We start from the raw sequence: 20,750 nt of genomic DNA on the forward strand, positions 1-20,750 counted from the left end.
GCCGCGTGACAATTCTCTCGAGCAATACGACCAAACCTGCAACGGACATCCCCGCTCTGCTGAAGACGGCCTTCGTCAACGCCCTGATCGCGCTGGTGCTGTTCTCGCTGATGGTCGGCGTCCGCACCGAAGCGGGTTCCGACGGCCAGCTCACCTATTGGACCCGCTTCGGCGAGGTCGCCTCCCTCGTTGCCGCCGTGTTCGGCGGCTCGATCGTGCTCGGGCTGTTGCGACAGTGGATCGGTTCCAGCGGCACCGACAAGCTGGTGCCGCCGGCTATACGCAGCGGCATGTCGTTTCTGGGCCGTTACCTGGCGCCCGCACTTCTGATCTTCACGGTGCTTGTGCCCGTGATCTTCTATGATCAGCGCTATATCCTCGACCTCGCGATCCTCGTGCTCACCTATGTCATGCTCGGCTGGGGGCTGAACGTCGTGGTCGGGCTCGCCGGCCTGCTCGATCTCGGCTACGTCGCCTTCTACGCGGTGGGCGCCTATTCCTACGCGCTGCTGGCGACCAATTTCGGCTGGTCGTTCTGGGTCTGCCTGCCGCTTGCCGGCATCCTCGCCGCGTTCTGGGGCGTGCTGCTCGGCTTCCCCGTGCTGCGCCTGCGCGGCGACTATCTCGCCATCGTGACGCTCGCCTTCGGCGAGATCATCCGCCTCGTCATCATCAACTGGCAGAGCCTCACCGGCGGCCCCAACGGCGTCTCCAGCATTCCCCGCCCCTCGTTCTTCGGCATCCCGCTGGACAACAGCGACAACGGGCTCGCCGCCAGGCTCGGCATCGAATATTCGCCGACCCAGCGCATCGTCTTCCTGTTCTACCTGATCCTGGCGCTTGCGCTGCTCACCAACTGGGTGACGATCCGGCTGCGCCGCCTGCCGATCGGCCGCGCTTGGGAGGCCTTGCGCGAGGACGAGGTCGCCTGCCGCGCGCTCGGCATCAACACCACGACCACCAAGCTCACGGCGTTCGCGACCGGCGCCATGTTCGGCGGCTTTGCCGGTGCGTTCTTCGCGACGCGCCAGGGCTTCATCAGTCCGGAATCCTTCACCTTCCAGGAATCGGCGCTGGTGCTCGCCATCGTCGTGCTCGGCGGCATGGGCTCGCAGCTCGGCGTCGCGCTCGCCGCGCTCGCCATGATCGGCGGCTTCGAGCTGTTCCGCAGCCTCGAGACCTACCGCATGCTGGTGTTCGGCATGGCCATGGTGCTGATCATGATATGGCGGCCGCGCGGCCTGATCGGCCATCGCGCGCCGACCGTGTATCTGACCAAGGCGCAGGCGATCTCCTCCGACCTCGTCAAGGAAGGGCACGGATGAGCGGCGACAAGATTAGCGACAAGATTCTTGGCGTCGACCGGCTGACCATGCGCTTCGGTGGCATCGTCGCCGTGCAAGACCTGTCGTTTGCGGCCGAACGGAAGAAGATTACCGCGCTGATCGGACCGAACGGCGCCGGCAAGACCACCGTGTTCAACTGCATCACCGGCTTCTACAAGCCGAGCGGCGGCGCCATTCGCCTCACCCATGACGACGGCAAGGTGATTGCGCTGGAACGGCTGAACGATTTCCGCATCGCCAAGCAGGCCAAGGTGGCGCGCACCTTCCAGAACATCCGCCTGTTTCCCGGTATGACCGCGCTGGAAAACCTGATGGTGGCGCAGCACAACGCGTTGATGCGCGCCTCCGGCTTCACCTTTCTCGGCCTCATCGGCGCGCCCGGCTACCGCGACGCCGAAAAGCGCGCGATCGACCTCGCCACCGACTGGCTCAAGCGGGTCAATTTGCTCGACCGCGCCGACGATGCCGCCGGCAATTTCGCCTATGGCGACCAGCGCAGGCTCGAGATTGCGCGCGCGATGTGCACCGAGCCCGCGCTTTTGTGCCTGGACGAGCCCGCCGCGGGTCTCAACGCGCGCGAGAGCGCGGCCTTGAGCGAGCTCCTGCTCTCGATCCGCAACGAGCTCGGCACCTCGATCCTGCTGATCGAGCACGACATGTCGGTGGTGATGGAGATCTCCGACCACATCGTGGTGATGGACCATGGCGTCAAGATCGCGGAAGGCTCTCCGCGCGAGATCCGCGACGATCCCAAGGTGATCGCCGCCTATCTCGGCACCGACGAGGAAGAGGCCGTGGCCGTGATGGAGAGCGGGTCGTGACGTCGTCCGCTCCCCTGCTGTCGATCCGGGGCCTGCGCGCCGCCTACGGCAAGATCGAGGCGCTAAAGGGCGTCGATGTCGAGATCAGCGCCGGCGAGATCGTCGCGCTGATCGGCGCCAACGGCGCCGGCAAGTCCACGCTGATGATGACGATCTTCGGCAAGCCGCGCGCCCGCGCCGGCCATATCCTGTACGAAGGCCGTGACATCACCGACGTTCCCACCCATGAGATCGCCCATTTGCGCATCGCGCAATCGCCGGAAGGCCGCCGCATCTTCCCGCGCATGAGCGTGGCGGAAAACCTCCAGATGGGAGCGGACGCCACCGGATGCACCGACGCCGAACGCGAGGCCACGCTGCAACGCGTGTTCACGCTGTTCCCGCGGCTGAAGGAGCGTTACGCCCAGCGCGGCGGAACGCTGTCCGGCGGCGAGCAGCAGATGCTGGCAATCGGCCGCGCCCTGATGAGCCGCCCCCGCCTGCTTCTGCTCGACGAGCCCTCGCTCGGGCTGGCGCCGCTGATCGCGCGCCAGATTTTCGATGCGATCCGCACCCTGAACCGCCAGGACGGCCTGACGGTCCTGATCGTCGAGCAGAACGCCAACCATGCGCTGAAGCTCGCCCATCGCGGTTACGTCATGGTCAACGGCCTGATCACGCTGGCCGGGACCGGCGCCGAGTTGTTGCAGCGCCCCGAGATTCGCGCCGCCTACCTGGAGGGCGGCCGGCACGGCTGAGGTTGCCGACGGGGAGCGCGTGCGGCCGAATGTGGCGAGATATCTCCGCCAATGCCCGTATTTTGCCGGTGACTTCTCCCGAGATTCATTCAAGAATGGCGCCGGTTTAGACCGGGCGTACCCGGCAACTTCCACAGTCGACCACCCGCGAGGTATCTCATGAAATCACTGAAGCTCATCGGTCTGGCATTCGGCGCGTCGATCGCGCTATCGAGCGCGGCTTTCGCGCAGGATGTCACCGTCGCAGTCGCAGGCCCGATGACCGGCGGAGAGTCCGCCTTCGGCCGCCAGATGAAGAACGGCGCCGAGATGGCCGTGGCTGACATCAACGCCGCCGGCGGCGTCAACGGCAAGAAGCTCGCGCTCAACGTCGAGGACGACGCCTGCGACCCGAAGCAGGCGCGCTCGATCGCCGAGAAGATCGCCGGCGCGAAAATCCCGTTCGTGGCCGGGCACTATTGCTCGTCGTCGTCGATCCCCGCCTCCGAAGCCTATGCCGACGGCAACGTGCTCCAGATTACCCCCGCCTCGACCAATCCGAAGTTCACCGATAGCGGACTCTGGAACGTGGCGCGCGTCTGCGGCCGTGACGACCAGCAGGGCCTGGTCGCGGCGCAGTACATCGCCAAGAACTACAAGGGCAAGAACATCGCGATCCTCAACGACAAGACCACCTACGGCAAGGGTCTCGCCGACGAGACCAAGAAGGCGCTCAACAAGGCCGGCATCACCGAGAAGATGTACGAGTCCTACAACAAGGGCGACAAGGACTTCAACGCGATCGTCTCGCGCCTGAAGCGCGACAACATCGACCTCGTCTATGTCGGCGGCTATCATCAGGAGAGCGGCCTGATCCTGCGCCAGATGCGTGACCAGGGCCTCAAGACGATCCTGATGGCCGGCGACGCGCTCGCCGACAAGGAGTACGCCTCCATCACCGGTCCGGCCGGCGAAGGCACGTTGTTCACCTTCGGCCCCGATCCGCGCAACAAGCCGACCGCGAAGAAGATCGTCGACGCCTTCAAGGCCAAGAACATCGACCCCGAGGGCTATACGCTCTACACCTACGCGGCGATGCAGGTCTGGTCGCAGGCGGCAAAGAAGGCCGGCACCACGGACGCCAAGAAGGTCATGGCGGCGATCAAGGCCGGCAAGTGGGACACCGTGATCGGCCCGATCGAGTATGACGCCAAGGGCGACATCAAGCAGCTCGACTATGTCGTCTACAAATGGGACGCCAAGGGCGGCTACGCCGAGATCAAGGGCAACGGCACCTAAGACAGGATGCCTGACCTTTTAACCGGATCAATCCAACGCCCCGGTTCGCCGGGGCGTTTTCTTTCGCCGTGCGGTCACACGGCTGCGGAGAGTTCGCCGCCCGCCGCAGCCTGGGCCTTGTGGAGCGCTTGCAGGAGATCGTTCGGCCGAAATGGCTTTTGCAGGCATACCACGTCGGCCAGACCAGGCGCCTCGCCCATGAAATCCAGCGCGGTCATGCCGGAGACCGCGACGATCGGGAACCCGGGAACTCGCTCGCGAATGGCCGCCATGACGTCAACGCCGCTGGTGTCGGCCAGGAAAATATCGACGATCGCGGCATCGAAAGCGCCCTCGCTGAAGGCTTTCAGGCCCGCTGCGCCGCTCTCGGCTTCGACGACGTCAAAGCGGTTGACCCGAAGCACGATCGCGACCATGGCGCGGACCTCCTTCTGGTCGTCGACAACGAGAACACGGCGCATGGGAACAACTCCCGGATACGTATCATTATTTGGTTCAATTCACCGCAAGTGCCCGGCAAGGCAGTATGGGTCTGTCCCGGTAAATCACCTCTTACCAGCTACCTGTTCCAAGTCCCACCCCAAGTTAAATAAGCTGTAACCTTCGGTTGAGTCGCATGCGCTTTCTGTCAGGATGCGCGCCCGGAGCGGGCTACCATGCGGGTAGCGGCTTCCCGGCCGGAAGAGATTGACGTAGGAGGTCATCATGCCGGCTTACGAGAGATCGACGTGCTAGCGCCTAACGACCGAAGCACATTCCTGTCGACCTTGCCGGCTACGCGAAGCGATCGCAGGGCTGCGTTGGCGATCGTCGGCATCTCCGCGATCCTGTTCGCACTGGCGGTACCGTTTGCGGGCTTGCCGCTCGCACAGGTGCCGGCCTTCGTGGCGAGCTACCAGTCGGCGCTCGCGGTCAGCGACATCATCACCGCCGTTTTGCTGCTGTCGCAGTTCGCCGTGCTGCGCAGCCGCGCGCTGCTGCTGCTGTCGATCGGCTATATGTTCACGGCGGGCGCCGCGGTGACCCACGCCCTCACCTTCCCCGGGCTGTTCGCCCCGGCCGGATTGTTCGGTGCAGGCTCACAGACCACCGTCTGGCTCTACATGATCTGGCACGCCGGTTTCCCGCTGTTCGTGCTGGCCTATGCCTGGCTCAAGGACGGCAACGGCGGCAACAGGGTTGCGGGCGCGACGGCTCCCGCGATCGCACTTTCCGTCGCCGGCGTGTTCGTCGCGTTGACCGTCTTCGCCTGGCTGGTGACTGCGCAGCACGGCCTGCTACCGGTCCTGCTCAAGGACGGCCACTACACCCCCACCATGATCGGCGTGGTGTCGTTCGTGTGGTCCCTCAGCTTCGCGGCGCTGGTCACGCTGTGGTTTCGCAAGCCGCACACGGTGATCGACATCTGGCTCATGGTCACGATGTGCGCCTGGCTGTTCGACATCGCGCTGTCGGCGATCGTCAACGTCGCGCGTTTCGACCTCGGCTTCTATGCCGGCCGGCTCTACGGCCTCTTTGCGTCGAGTTTCGTGCTCGCGGTGCTGCTCATCGAGAACGTGCGGCTCCAGGCCAACACGGCAGGCATGGTCGGCGCGCTGCAGCGGCAGTCGAGCTCGGAGCGGAACTATTATGCCGAGCGCGAGCGGCTGTTCAGCGCCGTCGTCGAGTCCTCCAACGACGCCATCATCACGAAGTCGCTCGACGGCACCATCACGTCCTGGAACAAGGCGGCAGAGCACGTCTTCGGCTACTCCGCCAGCGAGGCGATCGGCCGCCAGGTCGATATCATCATGCCCGAGGGGCAGCGCGAGGAAGTCGCCGAAATGCTGGCCCGCACCCGCAACGGCGAGGTCATCGACCAGCACGAGACCGTGCGGCTGCACAAGAGTGGCCAGCCGATCGACGTCCTGCTGAGCCAGGTCCCGCTGCGATCGACCGACGGCAAGATCATCGGCGCCTCCAAGGTCGCTCGCGACATCACCGAGCGGAAGCGGGCGGAATCCGCTCTCAACCGCGAGATCGAGGAGCGCCAGCGCATCTTCGAGACCTCGCAGGACCTGATCCTCGTGACGGACGGTTACGGCAATTTCATCCAGATCAGCCCGAGCGTGAAGGACATCCTCGGGTACAAGCCGGAGGACATGATCGGGCACAGCGCCATCGAGTTCATTCACCCCGATGACCTCGACAACACCCGCAGCGAGATGCGCGCGGCGCGGCGTGGCGCGGTCAAGCGCAGCTTCGAGGCGCGCTACTACCACTACGACGGTCACGAGGTGACGCTGAACTGGATGGGGACCTGGTCGGAGCCGGTGAAGCGCCATTTCTTCATCGGCCGCGACCTCACCGAGAAGCAGGCCGCGGAAGCCCAGCTCAGGCAGGTCCAGAAAATGGACTCCATCGGCCAGCTGACCGGCGGCGTCGCCCACGATTTCAACAACGTGCTGACCGTCATCACCGGCACGATCGGCATCCTCGCGGATGCGGTGGCCGACCGTCCTGAGCTCGCCGCCATCACCAAGCTGATCGACGACGCCGCCGAGCGCGGCGCGCAACTGACCAAGCACCTGCTCGCCTTTGCCCGCAAGCAGCCGCTCCAGCCGCGCGAGATCGACGTCAATGCGCTGGCGCTCGAGGCCGCCAAGCTGCTGCACCCGACCCTCGGCGAGCAGATCACCATCATGCCGCAGCTCACCGAGGATGCCTGGCCGGCGCTGGTCGACCCGGGCCAACTTTCCACCGCGATCCTCAATCTCGCGCTGAACGCGCGCGACGCCATGCCGGACGGCGGCACACTGGTGCTGGAGACCCGCAACATCTTCCTCGACGACGGCTATGCCAGCATGAATCCCGACGTCGTCGCCGGCAGCTATGTGATGATCGCGGTCAGCGACACCGGCACCGGCATTCCACTGGACCTGATGGAGCGGGTGTTCGACCCGTTCTTCACCACCAAGGAGGTCGGCAAGGGCACCGGGCTCGGGCTCAGCATGGTGTTCGGCTTCGTCAAGCAGTCCGGCGGCCACATCAAGATCTACAGCGAGGAAGGCCACGGCACGAGCGTGAAGATCTATCTGCCGCGCTCGAGCGGCGTGCAGGAGAGCGAGTACGAGTCGCTCCAGAACGTGCCCATCGCCGGCGGCGACGAGAAGATCCTGATCGTCGAGGACGACGCGCTGGTGCGCCAATATGTCGTGACCCAGATCAAGAGCCTCGGCTATGCCGCGCTCGAAGCCGCCAACGCGGCCGAAGCCCTCACCATCATCGATGCCGACAAGGGCATCGACCTGCTCTTCACCGACATCATCATGCCGGGCCACATGAACGGCCGCCAGCTCGCGGACGAGGCGGCGCGGCGGCGTCCCGACCTGAAGACGCTGTTCACCTCGGGCTACACCGAGAACGCCATCGTCCATCACGGCCGGCTCGATTCCGGCGTGCTGCTGCTGGCCAAGCCCTATCGCAAATCCGAACTTGCCAAGATGCTCAGGACCGCGCTGGCGAGTTGAGCGCGCGGCATCGGTGCGCTATCGCTGATGCCTGAAGCGCATGGAGTGGCGGCCTTGAAAAATCTGCTTACCGATATCGCCGGCGTCCGCGTCGGCCATGCCGAGGATGCGAAAATCGCCTCCGGCACGACAGCGATCATCTTCGATGCCCCGGCGGTCGCGGCGATCGACGTGCGCGGCGGCGGGCCGGGCACGCGCGAGGATGCGCTGCTCGACCTTGCCAGCACGGTCGAGCGCGTTGACGCGATTGCGCTGTCCGGCGGCTCCGCCTTCGGCATCGAGACCGGCGGCGGCGTCCAGGCCTGGCTTGCCGAACAGGGCCGCGGCTTCCGGATTCGCGAGGCGGTGATCCCGATCGTGCCGGGCGCCATCGTGTTCGACCTGCTCAACGGCGGCGACAAGGCCTGGGGTCGCTTCGCGCCCTATCGCGATCTCGGTTACGCGGCAGCTGTGGCCGCGGGCCACGATTTCGCGCTGGGCAGCGTCGGCGCAGGCCTCGGCTGTACCACCGCGACCTTCAAGGGCGGGCTCGGCTCGGCTTCAGCGGTCCTGCCCAACGGCATCAAGGTGGCCGCCATCATGGTCGTCAACGCGGTCGGCAGCGCAACCGTCGGCGAGGGACCGTGGTTCTGGGCGGCGCCGTTCGAGGAGAACGGCGAGTTCGGCGGGCGCGGCCTACCATCCAAATTCACGCCTGACATGCTGGCGATGCGCATCAAGGGCGGCCCGGCCGCAAGCGCGCGCGAGAACACCACGATCGGCCTCGTCGTCACCGATGCGACGCTGACCAAGGCCCAGGCCAAGCGGCTTGCGATGATCGCGCACACCGGATTTGCCCGCGCCATCTATCCCGTGCATGCCCCGACCGACGGCGACGTGCTGTTTGCGGCTGCGACCTGCGAGAAGCCGATCGAGCCGCTGGTCGGCCTCACCGAACTCGGCACGGTCGCCGCCAACGTGGTCGCGCGCGCGATCGCGCGCGGCGTGTACAGCGCGACGGCGCTGCCGTTTGCGGGAGCATTACCGGCGTGGAAGGACCGCTTCGGCGGGTAAGGGGCACGCGCCTCTCACCGCATATCGCGCGTCATCGCCCGGCGAAGACCGGGCGATCCAGTATTCCAGAGGCAGTTGTGATTGAACCGGGAAGCCGCGGCGTACTGGATGCCCCGGTCCCGGCTCCGCCAAGGCTACGCCGAGGCCACAAGGGTGCTCGGCCGCCGAAGCTTTAGCGAAGGCGGCAAGCCGGGGCATGACAGCGAGTGGGCGTCAGACGCTCATCGACATCGACGAGCCGGCGGTCGCTGAGGCGCCTTGGCCCTGCCCGCCTTGCCGCTGCATCAACTGCGCGAACAGATCGTAGGCCGAATTGCGAGAGGCGCTGGAGGCGCCCGGGACCGTCGTCGACATCTTGAAGCCGTCGGCGTAGGTGACGGTGGTGGTGGTCGAGCCATCGGCGGCGGTCGTCGTGGTCGAGGTCGATCCACCGCTCAACGACGACGACGAATCCGAGCCGCTGCCGGAGGCGTCGCCGGAGCCGCTGGCACCGTGGGCATGGCCGTGATGGCCGCTCTTCAGCGCCTTCGACATCTCGTCCAGGCTGACGCTGCCGTCGGAATTCGTATCCATCTTCGAGAACACGTCGTCGGCCTGCGCGAGGTTGGTGCCGCCGGCCCCCAGCGCGCTCTCGAATTCGGACTTGGTAATCTTGCCGTCGCCGTCCCCGTCGATCTGAGAGAACAGGTCCTTCAGCGCAGCGTCACGGCTCGTCGAGGTCGAAGACGTCGAGCTCGAGCTGGCCGTGCTGCCGGTGCTGTCCGTCGACTGGCTTTGCGCGGCGAACAGCGCGTTCATCGTCTCCGGCGAGATCTGCGGAGTTTTGCCTGCGTTGACCGGCGAGGTCGCGTTGCTGGTCGTGCTGCTGCTGTCGATCGCGAACGGATTGATCGGCGCGTTCTGCGAAGACCCCGTCTTCTGGGTCGAGGAGGACGATTTCGAGTTCGTCAGCGACTGGATCGCGTCGAGCGCGCTCGATACGGCACCAAGGGCAAACAACATTGCACAACTCCAACCGATGCGGCACGCCGCAGCCAATGTTCTGGCGGTGATGTCAGCAAGCGTCGTGCCAGCGCAAAAAGCTCAATGAAATCCGCCTTCGCGACGCATGGCGCGGCTCGGGAACACCGGCAATTCATGCCGGTCGCGGCAGAAATTTCCGCCCACAGGAAGCACACCACCCCTGCATTGCCCGGCTGAGAGGCCCATGTTAGGCGAGCATCATCTTTCACGGCCGCCACGGGACACCGCGCCATGACCCAAGCCTTCACTCCCCGCCCCCTGGCCATCGCGCCCTCGATCCTGGCCTCGGACTTCTCCAGGCTCGGCGAAGAGGTGCGCGCGGTGGACGCGGCCGGCGCCGACTGGATCCATCTCGACGTGATGGACGGTCATTTCGTGCCCAACATCTCCTACGGCCCCGACGTCATCAAGGCGATGCGCCCGCACACCAAGAAGATCTTCGACGCGCATCTGATGATCTCGCCCTGCGACCCCTATCTCGAGGCCTTCGCCAAAGCCGGCTGTGACCACATCACCGTGCATGCGGAAGCAGGTCCCCATCTGCACCGCTCGCTCCAGGCGATCCGCGCGCTCGGCAAGAAGGCCGGCGTCTCGCTCAACCCGGGCACGCCGATCAGCGTGCTCGAATACGTCATCGACCTCGTCGACCTCGTGCTGGTGATGTCGGTCAATCCCGGCTTCGGCGGCCAGGCCTTCATCCCGTCTGCGATCGGCAAGATCCGCGACATCCGCGCGATGACGGCGGGACGTTCGATCGACATCGAGGTCGATGGCGGCGTCGGTCCCGATGTCGCGGGTCCCCTGGCCGCGGCGGGCGCCAACGCCTTCGTCGCCGGCACCTCCGTGTTCAAGGGCGGCACGCAGGAAGCGTACAAGACCAACATCGCCGCGATCCGTAACGCCGCCGCAGGCGCACGCGGCGAAGCGATCTGAAGCACAAGCAACATATTTGCTGAAAAGCTGCGGGTCTTACGGGCGTTGCGACGCGCAATGCCTAAATTGCACCTTGATCCGTACTCCTCCGGGCTTCCCTGATTCGTGCAAATCACCGCTAGTGATTCTTGCCTGTTTTCGCGGGAGCACATCATGACGACGACCCTGGTTTGGACTGGCGTGGCGTTGTGGCTTGGTTTCAGTGCGTTTGTTGTGTTTGGCCCATCGGCCGGACCGGCGAGGGTGCCGGCACGTTCGGCCCGCATCGTCCGTCGCGACTGGTATCGGGCCTGAGCCCATGCAGATCGCGCTCGTGAAGCGTCAAGCGAAGCGCAGGTGCCGCATCCCGCGGCGCCCGCATCCTGACCTCGACTATTTCTTCGGTCGGCTCGAACGCACCGAAGGCGAGAGGCGCGACGACACCGGGCCCGAGATGGCGGACCCGGATCACCCGCTCCGGTCACCGCGCCGGCATTGAATTCTGTTCTGGACCACGCCCGATGAAACCGCACTGCCCGAACTGCCTGAAGGAAATGACCAAGGCATCCGCGTCGCGTAACCTCTTCAATTGCGAGCCCTGCCGCGAGATCATCCAGTATTTCGGCGGCGGCGCGGATCACGGCGAGCCCGGCCCGCAATTCTGCTGGCCGATCCGCCGCAAGCGCTCCGTCCACGCCGCCCACGCGGCGTGATCTTTCCTAGCCCCACACGACGCCGGCGTCTGGTTTCGCCGCAGCCATCCGCGGCGGCCGCACCACGGTGACGGTGCAGGCCGCCTCCGAGGCCACCTTGGCCGAGACGCTGCCGAGCAGCGTGCGGCGGAACGAGCTCTGCCGCGCGCCGATGATGACGTGGTCGACCTGATTGATCTCGGCGAATTCCAGCAGCGCTGCGGCGGGGTCGACGGCCTCCAGCACGTGAACCGACAGCCGGCTCTCATCCAGCTTGAGCGGCGCCGCCCAATGCCGGAGCGCGACCAGCCGGTCGATATGCTTGTTGGAGCCCTGCTCGTCGAGCGTCCGGTCGATCGCGATGCGGTTGAGCTTGAGCACGTTGACGCAGGCAAGTCGCGCCGACGGCAACGTCGCGAGAATGCGCTCGGTCGTCACGCGCAGCGCCTCGTTCAGCTCGCCCGCGCCTTCCACCGTGTCGAGCGCGACCGCCAGGATCGGGCTGGAGGCGATTTGCGCGGCGACGTCCGATTTCGCGCGCGGCGCCATGACACCCAGGTTGAAGCGCCGCCGCCAGGCGACGCTCAAGGGGTCGCGCTTCAGCCGTTCCGAACGCGCGGTGAGCCTGACCTGGTCCGGATGAGCGAGATCGAAGGCGAGCTGGGACGCGGTCGGATAGCGCCGCACCGGCTCGATCTCGAGACAGCGCAGCACCACCTCCTGAAGCCAGGGCGGATAGTCCGCGCGCAATTCGCGCGGCGGATGCGGATCGCGCCACAGCCGGCGACGCATCGCGCGCAGCGTCTCGCCCTCTCCGAAGGGACGCTCGCCGGTGGTGAAGAAATAGAGCAGCACGCCCAGCGAAAACAGATCGCTGCGCGGATCGTCGCGTACCCCCAACAGCCGCTCGGGCGCCATGTAGGGCGCGGTGCCGTAAGGCAGGCGGAATTCTTCCTGCAACAGGTCCGGCAGATGGTTGTGGTGCGACAGGCCGTAATCGATCAGGACCGCCTCGCCGCTATCGCGGAACATGATGCTGCTCGGCTTGATGTCGTGATGAATCACGTTCTGCCGGTGCAGATCGGCCAGCGCGGCGGCGATCTTCGCGACGAGCTGCCGCGCCTCCTCATATGGGAGCGGCAGGTCGGGCAGCCGCTTGTAGAGCGTGGTCCCGGGAATGCGCTCGATCACGGCGTAGGCGTGGTGCGCGAAGTCACCGGTGCCGAAACACGAGGGCACGTGCGGGCCGGCGAGCCGCGGCAAGATCATCATCTCCATCTCGAACGAGACGATTGCGGCGGGGTCCTCGCCCTCCGACACCCGCGGAATCTTCATCAGCAGCGGCACGTCAATGCCGGGATGGGTGACGGTCCACAGCGTCGCCATGCCGCCGGCATGGACGCATTCACCGATGGTGTAGCCGTCGATCTCGGCGCCTGATTTGACCAGGGGTTGCGGCATCGCCGTCAGCGTCCCTGCGACAGCCGGTCGGCGAGCCAGGGCGGCAGGCCGTTTTCGCGAATCTTGTTCGCCGCGCTCGCAATGTCATAGGGCGCGCGGCAATAGGTGATCTGGCACGACACGGTGTCGAACAGCACGAAGGCTGCGGATGGATCGCCATCGCGAGGCTGGCCCACCGAGCCGAGCACGGCCAGCCATTGCCGCCCGCGCAGCAGCGGCACGGAAACGTCGGTCTTGGGCACGAGGCCCGTCATCTTCGCCGTCACCGACATCGAATAGAGCGCCGGGCGATGGATGTGGCCGCAGAAGGTGACATGGGCGGGCGTCGATATCAGGCTCTTGGCGGCATCCGCCGTCGAACGGACATAGTGCCAGCGCTGCGGGCTCGAGGCCTCCGAGTGGACGTAAAGGCGCTCCTTCTCATCCACCAGCATCGGCAGCTCGGCGAGGAACCGCCGCTGCGCGACGTCGAGCCGCCCGCGCGTCCATTCGATCGCGATCTGCGCCTCCGCATTCATGGCTTCGGTCGTGGTGTTGACCGCCTCGTCATGATTGCCGCGGACGGCGATGGCGCCCTCCCGGACCAGACCCATCACGGTATCCACGACCCATTCCGGATCGGCGCCATAGCCGACGAAATCGCCGAGCAGGACGAACCGCTCCGCGCCCTTCGCGCGGGCAACCTTCAGGCAGGCCTCGAACGCCTGCCGGTTGCCGTGGATATCCGAGAAGACAGCGAGAAGCACGCACCCTCCACCCCAAAGGCCTTATCGGAAGCCGATAAGGCCAAATTGAGGGACGTCAAGAAGATGCGCCAGTGCGGGTCCGTTTTCCAGCGTGCCCCTGTCGCGATGGTGAAGAGCCTATTGCTCGTCCTTCGGCGGCATCCGGGGCGGCGGAATCGGGGTGAACACCGCGCCTTGCGCGCCGGCGGGTGGTGCCAGGAATTCGCCGGTCGAGGAATCACCGCCGCTGGTCTCCAGAATGGTCTTGGGCGTCACATATTCCCGGACCATGTCGATCAGACTGCCATCGCCGCCGCCGAAATCGGCGGCGCGGCCGCCTTGCGGATGTCCCAGCGCGATCTCGTTCTCCGCCGCATGGGTCTTGTCGGCCAGCCTGTCATTGTAGGGCACACGAAAGGCGCGCGGGATGCCGCTCGGGCGATTGTCGTCATCCAGCTGCTCGACCCAGAGATAGATCGAGCCGGGATCGCCTTCCAGCGAATGCGGCTCGACGATGCGGGCCTTCAGCAGCTTGAAGGTCGCCGGCAGCCGTTCGGAACTGGCCCAGCCCAGCAGCCCGCGCATCTCGGTGAAGCTGACGACATAGAAGGCGCTGGTCACGACCACCGCGACGGCCTTCAACGACCAGTGCAGCCGCGCATAGACCAGCACGACAAGCAACAACGCGCCGATGACGGCGTAGGCGACCGACAGCGTGAGGATGACCGTCTGCAGGCTAGTCACGGCGCACCCTCACAGCGTTCTTGCTCACACCGGTCCTCGGGTCGAGATCGGCGCCGTTGCGCCAACTGCTGCGGAACGTCTCCAGCAGCGATTTCGGCCGCTGGTCCACATTGACGACCTTTCCCTCCGCATCGAGCCGGAACCGCACCGCGGTCTTCTCGTCGCCGGTGTGATCGAGCGTGAATTTGTTGTCGAAGACCACCTGCGCGGTCGGATTGAGCTTCTGCACCTTCACATTGGCCTGGACCGGTTCGCCGGTCGTCGCCACGAAATGCGAGACGTTGACGGTGTATTCGCCGGCGACGATGCCGCGCACCGTGACGATCTCCTCGCGGATCGGCGAGGCGATCTTCTTGCCGTTGACCATGATGAAGTCGTTGGCCCCGCCCCGGTCGTCGCGATCGAGCGTGAGGAAGCCGGCTTCGCGGTGGCGATACCAGGCGATGTTGCCGGCGGGATCCTGCACGAACAGGTCGAGATCGTCTGGATGGCTGTCCGGCCAGTCCAGCGTGATCATGAACTCGGCCTTGGAATCGATCTTGCCGTCCTTGGCATCGGGCGACACCGCGAGGAGCGCCAGGAAGAACAGGAAGGCGATCACCTGGAGCGCCTTGAACAGCATCACGCCCAGGGGATCGAACGGCTCCTCGCGCGGATAGAGACCGAAATCACCCATCATGACGCGGTTCCAGCGCCTTTGCGCTCCAGCACCGGCGTCACATAGGTCTCGGTCAGCACCACCGCGTCCGAGAACACGCGCTGGGTCGCGGCATCCAGCATGTAATACTGGATGCGCACCAGGATCGAGCCGACGAGGCCTGCGAGCGTCGTGTACATCGCGACCGCCATGCCGTCGCTCATCAGCCCCATCGACGAGCGCATCGCGACCTTGTCGGCGGCGTCCAGCCCCGCGATCGGCGCCAGCATGATGATGAAGCCGATGATGGTGCCGAGCAGGCCGAGCTTCATCAGCGTGTCCGAGACGAAGGCACCGAACCCGTTGGAGCCGCGCAGCCGGTCGGCCAGCGTTCGCAGCAGCAGCGTCTGGTCGACCGCCCGGTAGTCCTGCGCGGACGCTTTCGTCACGAGGCTCTCGATGTGGTCCCGCACCAGCCCGCGTGGCAGCGCGGCTGCGCTGCCGTCGAGCACCTTGCTGCCCCCGGGCGCCGCGAGCACCGCCCGGCACCGCCGCGCCGCCGCGCCTTCACGGGCGATCGCCCGTGTCCGCAGGAAGCAGTGGCCGCAGGTAAGGACATAGAGCAGCGCGATCACGCTGGAAATGTAGGTGCGGTCCGAGGTCAGCATCAGGCGGATCAGGCCGAAGCGCCACAGCAGCACGACGGCGAAGATCGACAGCCCAGTGAAGATCATCCAGAACAGCAGCGCGCTGCGCTCGGATGGGTCGGCAGCAGACCCCGCGATCGGTCCAATCGTCATCGAACTCATGCTGCACTGCTCCTGGCTTGCAGGGATTGGCCTGCAACGATTCCACCCCGATTAGATCAAAGCCGCCGCGCGCGGTCCAAAGAGCCATGCCCAATCCGGCTTGGGAAATTTGCCCGAACTGCAATCCGGCCCAAACCCCGCAATTGGCAAGGCGCGGCGGCGTTGTTAGGCTGACCTTACCAAACGTTGAGGGTGATCGCATGCGCCTCGTGCTTCAGCTTGTCGCCCGTCTGCTTCTCATCGTCGCGCTCTGCCTTGGCGCTGCGACCGTCTGGGCCACGTTCGACGCCTATCGCAGCGTCGACCGGGCGACCGCGGCCTCGGCGCAGCGGGTCGCACAGGCGCTTCAGGCGCTGTACTGGCACGAGTTCTTGTTGCGCAGCAGCAGAACGCGCGAGCAGCTCTTGCCGGTTCCGGAGTGGCGCACCTTGGAGACGATGAAGCTGATCTCGCCCGGCGTCTGCGTCGAGTTCCAGCCGGCCATCGCATTCGAAAGGCCGCTCTGCGGCCAGAGCGTGGGGCTAGGCAAGACGCCGCCGCACTGGTTCACCGCGATCGTACCCATCTTCCTCGGCAGCCACGCCGAAGTGATAAGGCCCGTCAGTCCCCGCGCGGCAGCCGCCGGAACGGTCGTCGCGACGCCGGATGCCGCAGCGGCCATCTCGCTTGCCTGGGAGTATCTCCTCAACGTGGTCGATGTCGCGCTTCTGATGGCGGCGGCGATCGCGCTCTTGGCGTCGCTCGCCATTGCGCACGCGCTGGCGCCGGCGCGCACCATCGTCGCCGCGCTCCAGCGCATGGCGCGGGGCCAGTATCGCACGAAACTGCCGCGCTTCCGCTCCATGGAGCTGGCGATGATCGGCAGCGCCGTCGGCGAGCTCGGCGGCCGGCTGGAGGAAGCCACCGAACAGCGCGCGGCGCTGACAAGGCGGCTGATCGAGATCCGTGACGACGAACGCCGCGCGCTCGCCCGCGAGCTGCACGACGAGTTCGGCCAAAATCTCTCCGCCATCCTCGCCTTTGCCAACACGATCGAGACCGCAAGCGCGAAGGAGAGCAAGGATAACGCAATCGCGCAGGACGCGCGCATGATCTCGCAGGCCACCCATCATCTGATGGCCTCGCTGCGCGATGCGCTCAAACGCCTGCGCAATCCCCTGCCCGAGGAGCTTGGGCTCGAGGCCAGCCTGGTCAATTTGGTGGATAGCTGGCGCTCGCAAAGCGCAGCGCAGCCGACCATCCGGCTCGATCTCAGGGGCGACCTCACCGACATCAGGGGCCCGGCCGCCACCACCGCCTATCGCGTGGCGCAGGAATGCCTGACCAACGCACTGCGCCACAGCTCGGCGCGCGAGATCTCCTTGCGCATCGAGCGGCGCGCCGGTGACGACGACGCGTTGCTGATCCGTGTCGAGGACGACGGCGGCGGCGACGCCGCACGCGTGGCGCAGTCGGCCGGCTTCGGCCTCACCGGCATCCGCGAGCGGGTCGCGGCGGCCGGCGGATCGCTCTCGATCCTGCCTGCGCGAGGAGGCCTCAGCGTCGCCGCCACCATCCCGCTCGCAGCGTGAGGCCGACATGAGCGATGTCGCGGCAACAGGCATCTCCGTGCTGCTGGTCGACGACCATCCGATCGTCCGGCAAGGCTACCGGCGCGTGCTGGAGAGCCAGGGCGATCTCCATGTCGTGGCGGAAGCCGACAACGCGGCCGACGCCTACGGCGCCTTCAAGGCGCACGACCCTGATGTCGTCTTGCTGGATATCTCGATGCCCGGGGCGAGCGGACTGGAGGCGATCCGCAACATCCGCGCGCGCAGCCCGCGGGCGCGCATCCTCGTCTTCACCATGCACAACGAGGCCGTGCTGGTGAAAGCCGCCTTCAGCGCCGGCGCCAGCGGCTTCGTCACCAAGAGCAGCGAACCCTCCGCGGTCGTCACCGCGATCCGCAGCGTTGCGCGCGGCGAGCGCGCCATGAGCGACGACATCGCACATATACTGGCCGAGGACAGCCTGTCGGCGGGCTCGGCGCTGGACCAACTGGGTGAGCGCGAGATCGAGATCCTGCGCCAATTCGCCGGCGGCGCGACGACCGAGCAGATTGCTGCGCATCTCAATCTCAGCGTCAAGACGGTGCAGAACTATCATTATTTGATCAAGACCAAGACCGGCGCGCGCACGGACGCGCAACTCGTGCGGCTGGCCGCGAGCTGCGGGCTGACGAGGATCTAGGGCTTGGCGGCTGGAGGCCTATCTGGTTCCGGCCGACCGCCCCAACGAAGGTCTCCAGTCGCTCTCGGATTGTGCTAGGCTCGATCGCAGCCACGGCATCCGGCACGAGACCGCCGGTGGATGTCTGTTGGGCTCCGATCTTGACGCGGGCCTTTTGGCCCGGCTCTTTCGAAGCCGCCCTCGTTCCCGTTGTATGTTTTGTACGACAACAGGAGACGCTTCCATGAACATCAGGGACAGTCTTCTTGCCGCACTGATCGCCTTCAACGTTTTCGCGACAGGAACCACCGAAAGCGCAGCAGCTGAGGCGAAAGACCAGATCACTATTCTTTATGACGCCTTCGGCACAAATGACGCGATGACAAAGGACTGGGGTTTTTCCGCCCTTGTCGAAGTCGCGGGAAAACGCATCCTGTTCGACACGGGTAACGACCCCGAGATCTTCGCGGCAAACGTGAAGGCCAGGGGCGTCAACCTCTCGGACCTCGACTTTGTCGTTCTTTCGCACCGCCACTCCGATCATATGGCGGGCTTGTCCTACGTCCTAAGCGTCAATCCGACCGTCAAGATCTACGCGCCGAAGGAAGGATTTGGCATCTACGGCTCTTCACTGCCTTCCGGCTTCTTCCGGAAAGACGAGGCCTTGCCGCCGGAGATGCGGTACTACGGAGGTAAGCCCCCAGCGGTGATAAAGTTCGGCTCGGCATGGGCCAACGCAAACTTCGAACTGATCGATCAGACGACCGAGATTGCTCCTGGGATCACGCTGATTTCGCTGATCTCCGACGCGCCCGGAACAAGAGAACTCAAGGAGCTGTCTCTGGCCGTCAACACCGCAGAAGGCGTAGTCCTTCTGGTCGGTTGTTCGCACCCCGGAATCGAGCGCATTGTCGAAGCGGCGACCGGTATCAATCCCAGGATTCATCTCATCGCCGGCGGATTTCATCTGGTCGTGGCGCCTGACGATGCAATCGCGAAAGTCGTTACCGCTCTGAAGGACAGGTTCAAGGTCGACGCCGTAGCACCGGGACATTGCACCGGTGAGCCGACTTTTGCCGCGCTCAAGAAGGCGTTCGGCGACAGCTATCTCTATGCCGGCCTCGGCACGTCGATTCCGGTTGGAACGAGTGGGAATGCCAGACGCGGGGAAGGTCCAACGCTTGACGACCTTGCGACATATCGGAAACTGGCCGGGCGCGAAGACCCGTTCGGCATATTGCGGTCGCGCAGCCAGCGGTCGGGATCCGCGCTCTAGCGCGCGCAGTTCGCGCCTTTGTCCAGCGCGTGAGGCGAGCGGAATGGAACCGACACCGTCGCGCTTTGGTTAGCAGCAGAGTGAAGGGAGTTGCGCCATGAGTAAGGCCATGCACCGAACGGTCGTCGATCCTCCGCTCCTCACCGTGGGCGAACTCATCGACGAACTCTGCCGCTTGCCGGATACGGCCGTCGTCCACTTCCGCTGCCCCGCACTCGATCAGGAGCTTACATTCTACCGCATTCGGAAGCGGTCGAAGGACGCTGTCGAAATCGCGGTGAACACATATCCGGAGAGCCCGCCGGTAGTCCCATCCGCCAACGGAAGGCAATCGACCCACTCGCCTGCCCTTCGCGAGGAGGCCCTTTTGCACAAGGCGAAAGGCTGAATCGATAGTTACACGCTTTGGCGGGACCGTGTCGGTCTAGGCCGCCTTCAACCCGCGGAGCACCAGCGCCAGGGTCGCATCGACACGGGCGGGCAGATCGGCGTCCTTCCACTCGTCGGCATGGGCCGGGTGGTGAAAGCGGACGGTGGCATCGAAGATGGCGCGGGCGGTGGCCTTGACGTCGTCCACCTCGAACACGCCCTGCTTCACGCCGTCGGTCAGGATCGACGCGATCTGGTCGATCATGGTGTCCTTGTGGCACTTGACGGCGGCGCAAGCCTCGCGCGCCAGCGTCAGATAGGTGTCGAACATCTCGGGATCGTCGAGCACGCGCGAGCGCTTGGCGGCGAACAGCGTGCGCAGCCAGCGGTCGAGTCGGGCCGGCGCCGGCCCCTGCTCCTCGGCGATCGCCAGTAACGGCGCGTCGATGCGATCCAGCCAGCGTTTGGCGACGGCCTCGCGCAGCGAGGCCTTGCTCGGGAAATGGCGATAGACGCTGCCGTGGCTCACATCGAGCGCACGGGCAACGTCAACCACGGTGGCCTTGGCAAGTCCGTAGCGCCGCAGAACGTCCTCGGTGACTTCGAGGATCCGCTCCGGCGTCAAGATCACGGCTTCATTCATGCCAGCACCATGTTCCCGTTGAGGGCTCAGTTACCCGGCGATGGAGCTGCTTCCGAAGCGCCCGTGCCGGTCGTTTCGGAAAGCTCTCGCCTTAATGAGGCAGTTTTGCAGCCTGCGCCGCGATCTGGCGCGCAACCAGTAAATTGAGCCAATGCCCAATCGTTCCGGTGAAGTTGATGATTTCGGTCGTCATTGTCTTAAGTCTCCATTCGTCCGCGGTCCCAACCTCCTTATGTCCCGCGATCCGCAACTGTTTCGGACCTCGGGCTCCCCGGGCGGGTCGCCGCGGGACGCCCCAATCGGAGCGTCCGAGAACGGATATACACGTCTCGCTGACAGATTTCAATATCTGTCAGTCAATGATCCGTGATTGACAGTTAATTTTTGCGGGCGGCGTCTCCTCAGCTTGGGCTGGTCCAGGGGCGGTGGATAGCTCGCCGATCCCCCTCGCCTGGGGTCCAGATCGTTTGTTTCGCCCTGCCCGCTCTGCTAAATCACGGCGTAAAA

At 65.4% G+C, this 20,750-nt stretch carries 21 protein-coding genes; 13 read left to right on the forward strand and 8 right to left on the reverse strand.

The features are described 5' to 3' along the window. The first annotated feature begins 5 nt into the window (after nucleotides 1-5). From livM to AC1DW2_RS02420, 4 genes are all read left to right on the forward strand, one after another. On the forward strand, nucleotides 6-1,325 hold the full coding sequence (gene livM, locus AC1DW2_RS02405) for a high-affinity branched-chain amino acid ABC transporter permease LivM (RefSeq protein ID WP_477005143.1): 1,320 nt from the start codon (nucleotides 6-8) through the stop codon (nucleotides 1,323-1,325). Next, nucleotides 1,322-2,167 (forward strand): ABC transporter ATP-binding protein, encoded by an 846-nt coding sequence (locus AC1DW2_RS02410; protein WP_063982403.1) that lies wholly within the window; start codon nucleotides 1,322-1,324, stop codon nucleotides 2,165-2,167. The genes livM and AC1DW2_RS02410 overlap by 4 nt, the downstream gene beginning before the upstream one ends. Continuing rightward, the gene (locus AC1DW2_RS02415; protein WP_231142274.1) at nucleotides 2,164-2,904 is read left to right on the forward strand and encodes an ABC transporter ATP-binding protein; all 741 of its coding nucleotides are present in this window, start codon (nucleotides 2,164-2,166) and stop codon (nucleotides 2,902-2,904) included. Before AC1DW2_RS02410 ends, AC1DW2_RS02415 begins: the two co-directional genes overlap by 4 nt. 159 nt (nucleotides 2,905-3,063) lie before the next feature. Next, on the forward strand, nucleotides 3,064-4,182 hold the full coding sequence (locus AC1DW2_RS02420; RefSeq protein ID WP_028147453.1) for a branched-chain amino acid ABC transporter substrate-binding protein: 1,119 nt from the start codon (nucleotides 3,064-3,066) through the stop codon (nucleotides 4,180-4,182). Between the two features lie 74 nt (nucleotides 4,183-4,256). On the opposite strand, the gene AC1DW2_RS02425 is transcribed toward AC1DW2_RS02420, so the two are convergent. Continuing rightward, nucleotides 4,257-4,643, reverse strand: a complete 387-nt coding sequence (locus AC1DW2_RS02425) for a response regulator (RefSeq protein ID WP_071912455.1) — start codon at nucleotides 4,641-4,643, stop codon at nucleotides 4,257-4,259. 195 nt (nucleotides 4,644-4,838) lie between these two features. On the opposite strand from AC1DW2_RS02425, the gene AC1DW2_RS02430 reads away from it, so the two are divergent. Together AC1DW2_RS02430 and AC1DW2_RS02435 are read left to right on the forward strand one after the other, a co-directional pair. Then, the gene (locus AC1DW2_RS02430) at nucleotides 4,839-7,691 is read left to right on the forward strand and encodes a PAS domain S-box protein (RefSeq protein WP_477005144.1); all 2,853 of its coding nucleotides are present in this window, start codon (nucleotides 4,839-4,841) and stop codon (nucleotides 7,689-7,691) included. 54 nt (nucleotides 7,692-7,745) lie between these two features. Beyond that, entirely contained in the window at nucleotides 7,746-8,744 is a 999-nt protein-coding gene (locus tag AC1DW2_RS02435; protein ID WP_477005145.1) for a P1 family peptidase, read from the forward strand. Between the two features lie 213 nt (nucleotides 8,745-8,957). Here AC1DW2_RS02435 and AC1DW2_RS02440 read toward each other — a convergent pair whose 3' ends face one another. After that, a complete protein-coding gene (locus AC1DW2_RS02440) occupies nucleotides 8,958-9,746 on the reverse strand; it encodes an EF-hand domain-containing protein (protein ID WP_477005146.1) in 789 nt (262 codons plus the stop codon). 252 nt (nucleotides 9,747-9,998) lie between these two features. On the opposite strand from AC1DW2_RS02440, the gene rpe reads away from it, so the two are divergent. The 3 genes from rpe to AC1DW2_RS02455 all read left to right on the forward strand — a co-directional run bounded on the left by rpe (nucleotide 9,999) and on the right by AC1DW2_RS02455 (nucleotide 11,392). Then, nucleotides 9,999-10,700, forward strand: coding sequence for a ribulose-phosphate 3-epimerase (gene rpe, locus AC1DW2_RS02445; protein WP_354130323.1), 702 nt, complete (start codon nucleotides 9,999-10,001; stop codon nucleotides 10,698-10,700). Nucleotides 10,701-10,998: 298 nt separating this feature from the next. Continuing rightward, on the forward strand, nucleotides 10,999-11,178 hold the full coding sequence (locus tag AC1DW2_RS02450) for a hypothetical protein (protein ID WP_028147458.1): 180 nt from the start codon (nucleotides 10,999-11,001) through the stop codon (nucleotides 11,176-11,178). A 22-nt stretch (nucleotides 11,179-11,200) separates the two neighbouring features. Then, nucleotides 11,201-11,392 carry a hypothetical protein gene (locus AC1DW2_RS02455; protein WP_014494175.1) on the forward strand — a complete coding sequence of 64 codons (192 nt, stop codon included), beginning with the start codon at nucleotides 11,201-11,203 and terminating at the stop codon, nucleotides 11,390-11,392. 6 nt (nucleotides 11,393-11,398) lie between these two features. On the opposite strand, the gene AC1DW2_RS02460 is transcribed toward AC1DW2_RS02455, so the two are convergent. The 5 genes from AC1DW2_RS02460 to AC1DW2_RS02480 all read right to left on the reverse strand — a co-directional run bounded on the left by AC1DW2_RS02460 (nucleotide 11,399) and on the right by AC1DW2_RS02480 (nucleotide 15,747). Next, on the reverse strand, nucleotides 11,399-12,832 hold the full coding sequence (locus AC1DW2_RS02460; RefSeq protein ID WP_477005147.1) for a serine/threonine protein kinase: 1,434 nt from the start codon (nucleotides 12,830-12,832) through the stop codon (nucleotides 11,399-11,401). Nucleotides 12,833-12,837: 5 nt separating this feature from the next. Continuing rightward, nucleotides 12,838-13,578 carry a metallophosphoesterase family protein gene (locus tag AC1DW2_RS02465; protein WP_063982396.1) on the reverse strand — a complete coding sequence of 247 codons (741 nt, stop codon included), beginning with the start codon at nucleotides 13,576-13,578 and terminating at the stop codon, nucleotides 12,838-12,840. A gap of 117 nt (nucleotides 13,579-13,695) precedes the next feature. Further along, nucleotides 13,696-14,301, reverse strand: a complete 606-nt coding sequence (locus AC1DW2_RS02470; RefSeq protein ID WP_028147461.1) for a hypothetical protein — start codon at nucleotides 14,299-14,301, stop codon at nucleotides 13,696-13,698. Beyond that, nucleotides 14,294-14,980: a hypothetical protein gene (locus tag AC1DW2_RS02475; protein ID WP_477005148.1), complete on the reverse strand. Its 687-nt coding sequence runs from the start codon at nucleotides 14,978-14,980 to the stop codon at nucleotides 14,294-14,296. The genes AC1DW2_RS02470 and AC1DW2_RS02475 overlap by 8 nt, the downstream gene beginning before the upstream one ends. Then, nucleotides 14,977-15,747, reverse strand: a complete 771-nt coding sequence (locus tag AC1DW2_RS02480) for a MotA/TolQ/ExbB proton channel family protein (RefSeq protein ID WP_028147463.1) — start codon at nucleotides 15,745-15,747, stop codon at nucleotides 14,977-14,979. The genes AC1DW2_RS02475 and AC1DW2_RS02480 overlap by 4 nt, the downstream gene beginning before the upstream one ends. 200 nt (nucleotides 15,748-15,947) lie before the next feature. Here AC1DW2_RS02480 and AC1DW2_RS02485 point away from each other — a divergent pair, with 200 nt between their 5' ends. From AC1DW2_RS02485 to AC1DW2_RS02500, 4 genes are all read left to right on the forward strand, one after another. Further along, nucleotides 15,948-17,318: a sensor histidine kinase gene (locus AC1DW2_RS02485; RefSeq protein ID WP_477005149.1), complete on the forward strand. Its 1,371-nt coding sequence runs from the start codon at nucleotides 15,948-15,950 to the stop codon at nucleotides 17,316-17,318. Nucleotides 17,319-17,325: 7 nt separating this feature from the next. Continuing rightward, on the forward strand, nucleotides 17,326-17,976 hold the full coding sequence (locus AC1DW2_RS02490) for a response regulator (protein ID WP_014494168.1): 651 nt from the start codon (nucleotides 17,326-17,328) through the stop codon (nucleotides 17,974-17,976). 223 nt (nucleotides 17,977-18,199) lie between these two features. Continuing rightward, on the forward strand, nucleotides 18,200-19,231 hold the full coding sequence (locus tag AC1DW2_RS02495; protein ID WP_477005150.1) for an MBL fold metallo-hydrolase: 1,032 nt from the start codon (nucleotides 18,200-18,202) through the stop codon (nucleotides 19,229-19,231). Nucleotides 19,232-19,328: 97 nt separating this feature from the next. After that, entirely contained in the window at nucleotides 19,329-19,619 is a 291-nt protein-coding gene (locus tag AC1DW2_RS02500) for a hypothetical protein (RefSeq protein ID WP_071912433.1), read from the forward strand. Between the two features lie 36 nt (nucleotides 19,620-19,655). Here the strand turns inward: AC1DW2_RS02500 and AC1DW2_RS02505 are convergent, their stop codons facing one another. Continuing rightward, a complete protein-coding gene (locus AC1DW2_RS02505; RefSeq protein WP_354124514.1) occupies nucleotides 19,656-20,243 on the reverse strand; it encodes a TetR/AcrR family transcriptional regulator in 588 nt (195 codons plus the stop codon). Between the last annotated feature and the right edge of the window lie 507 nt (nucleotides 20,244-20,750).

It is taken from the genome of Bradyrhizobium sp. P3_C3 (assembly GCF_056402655.1).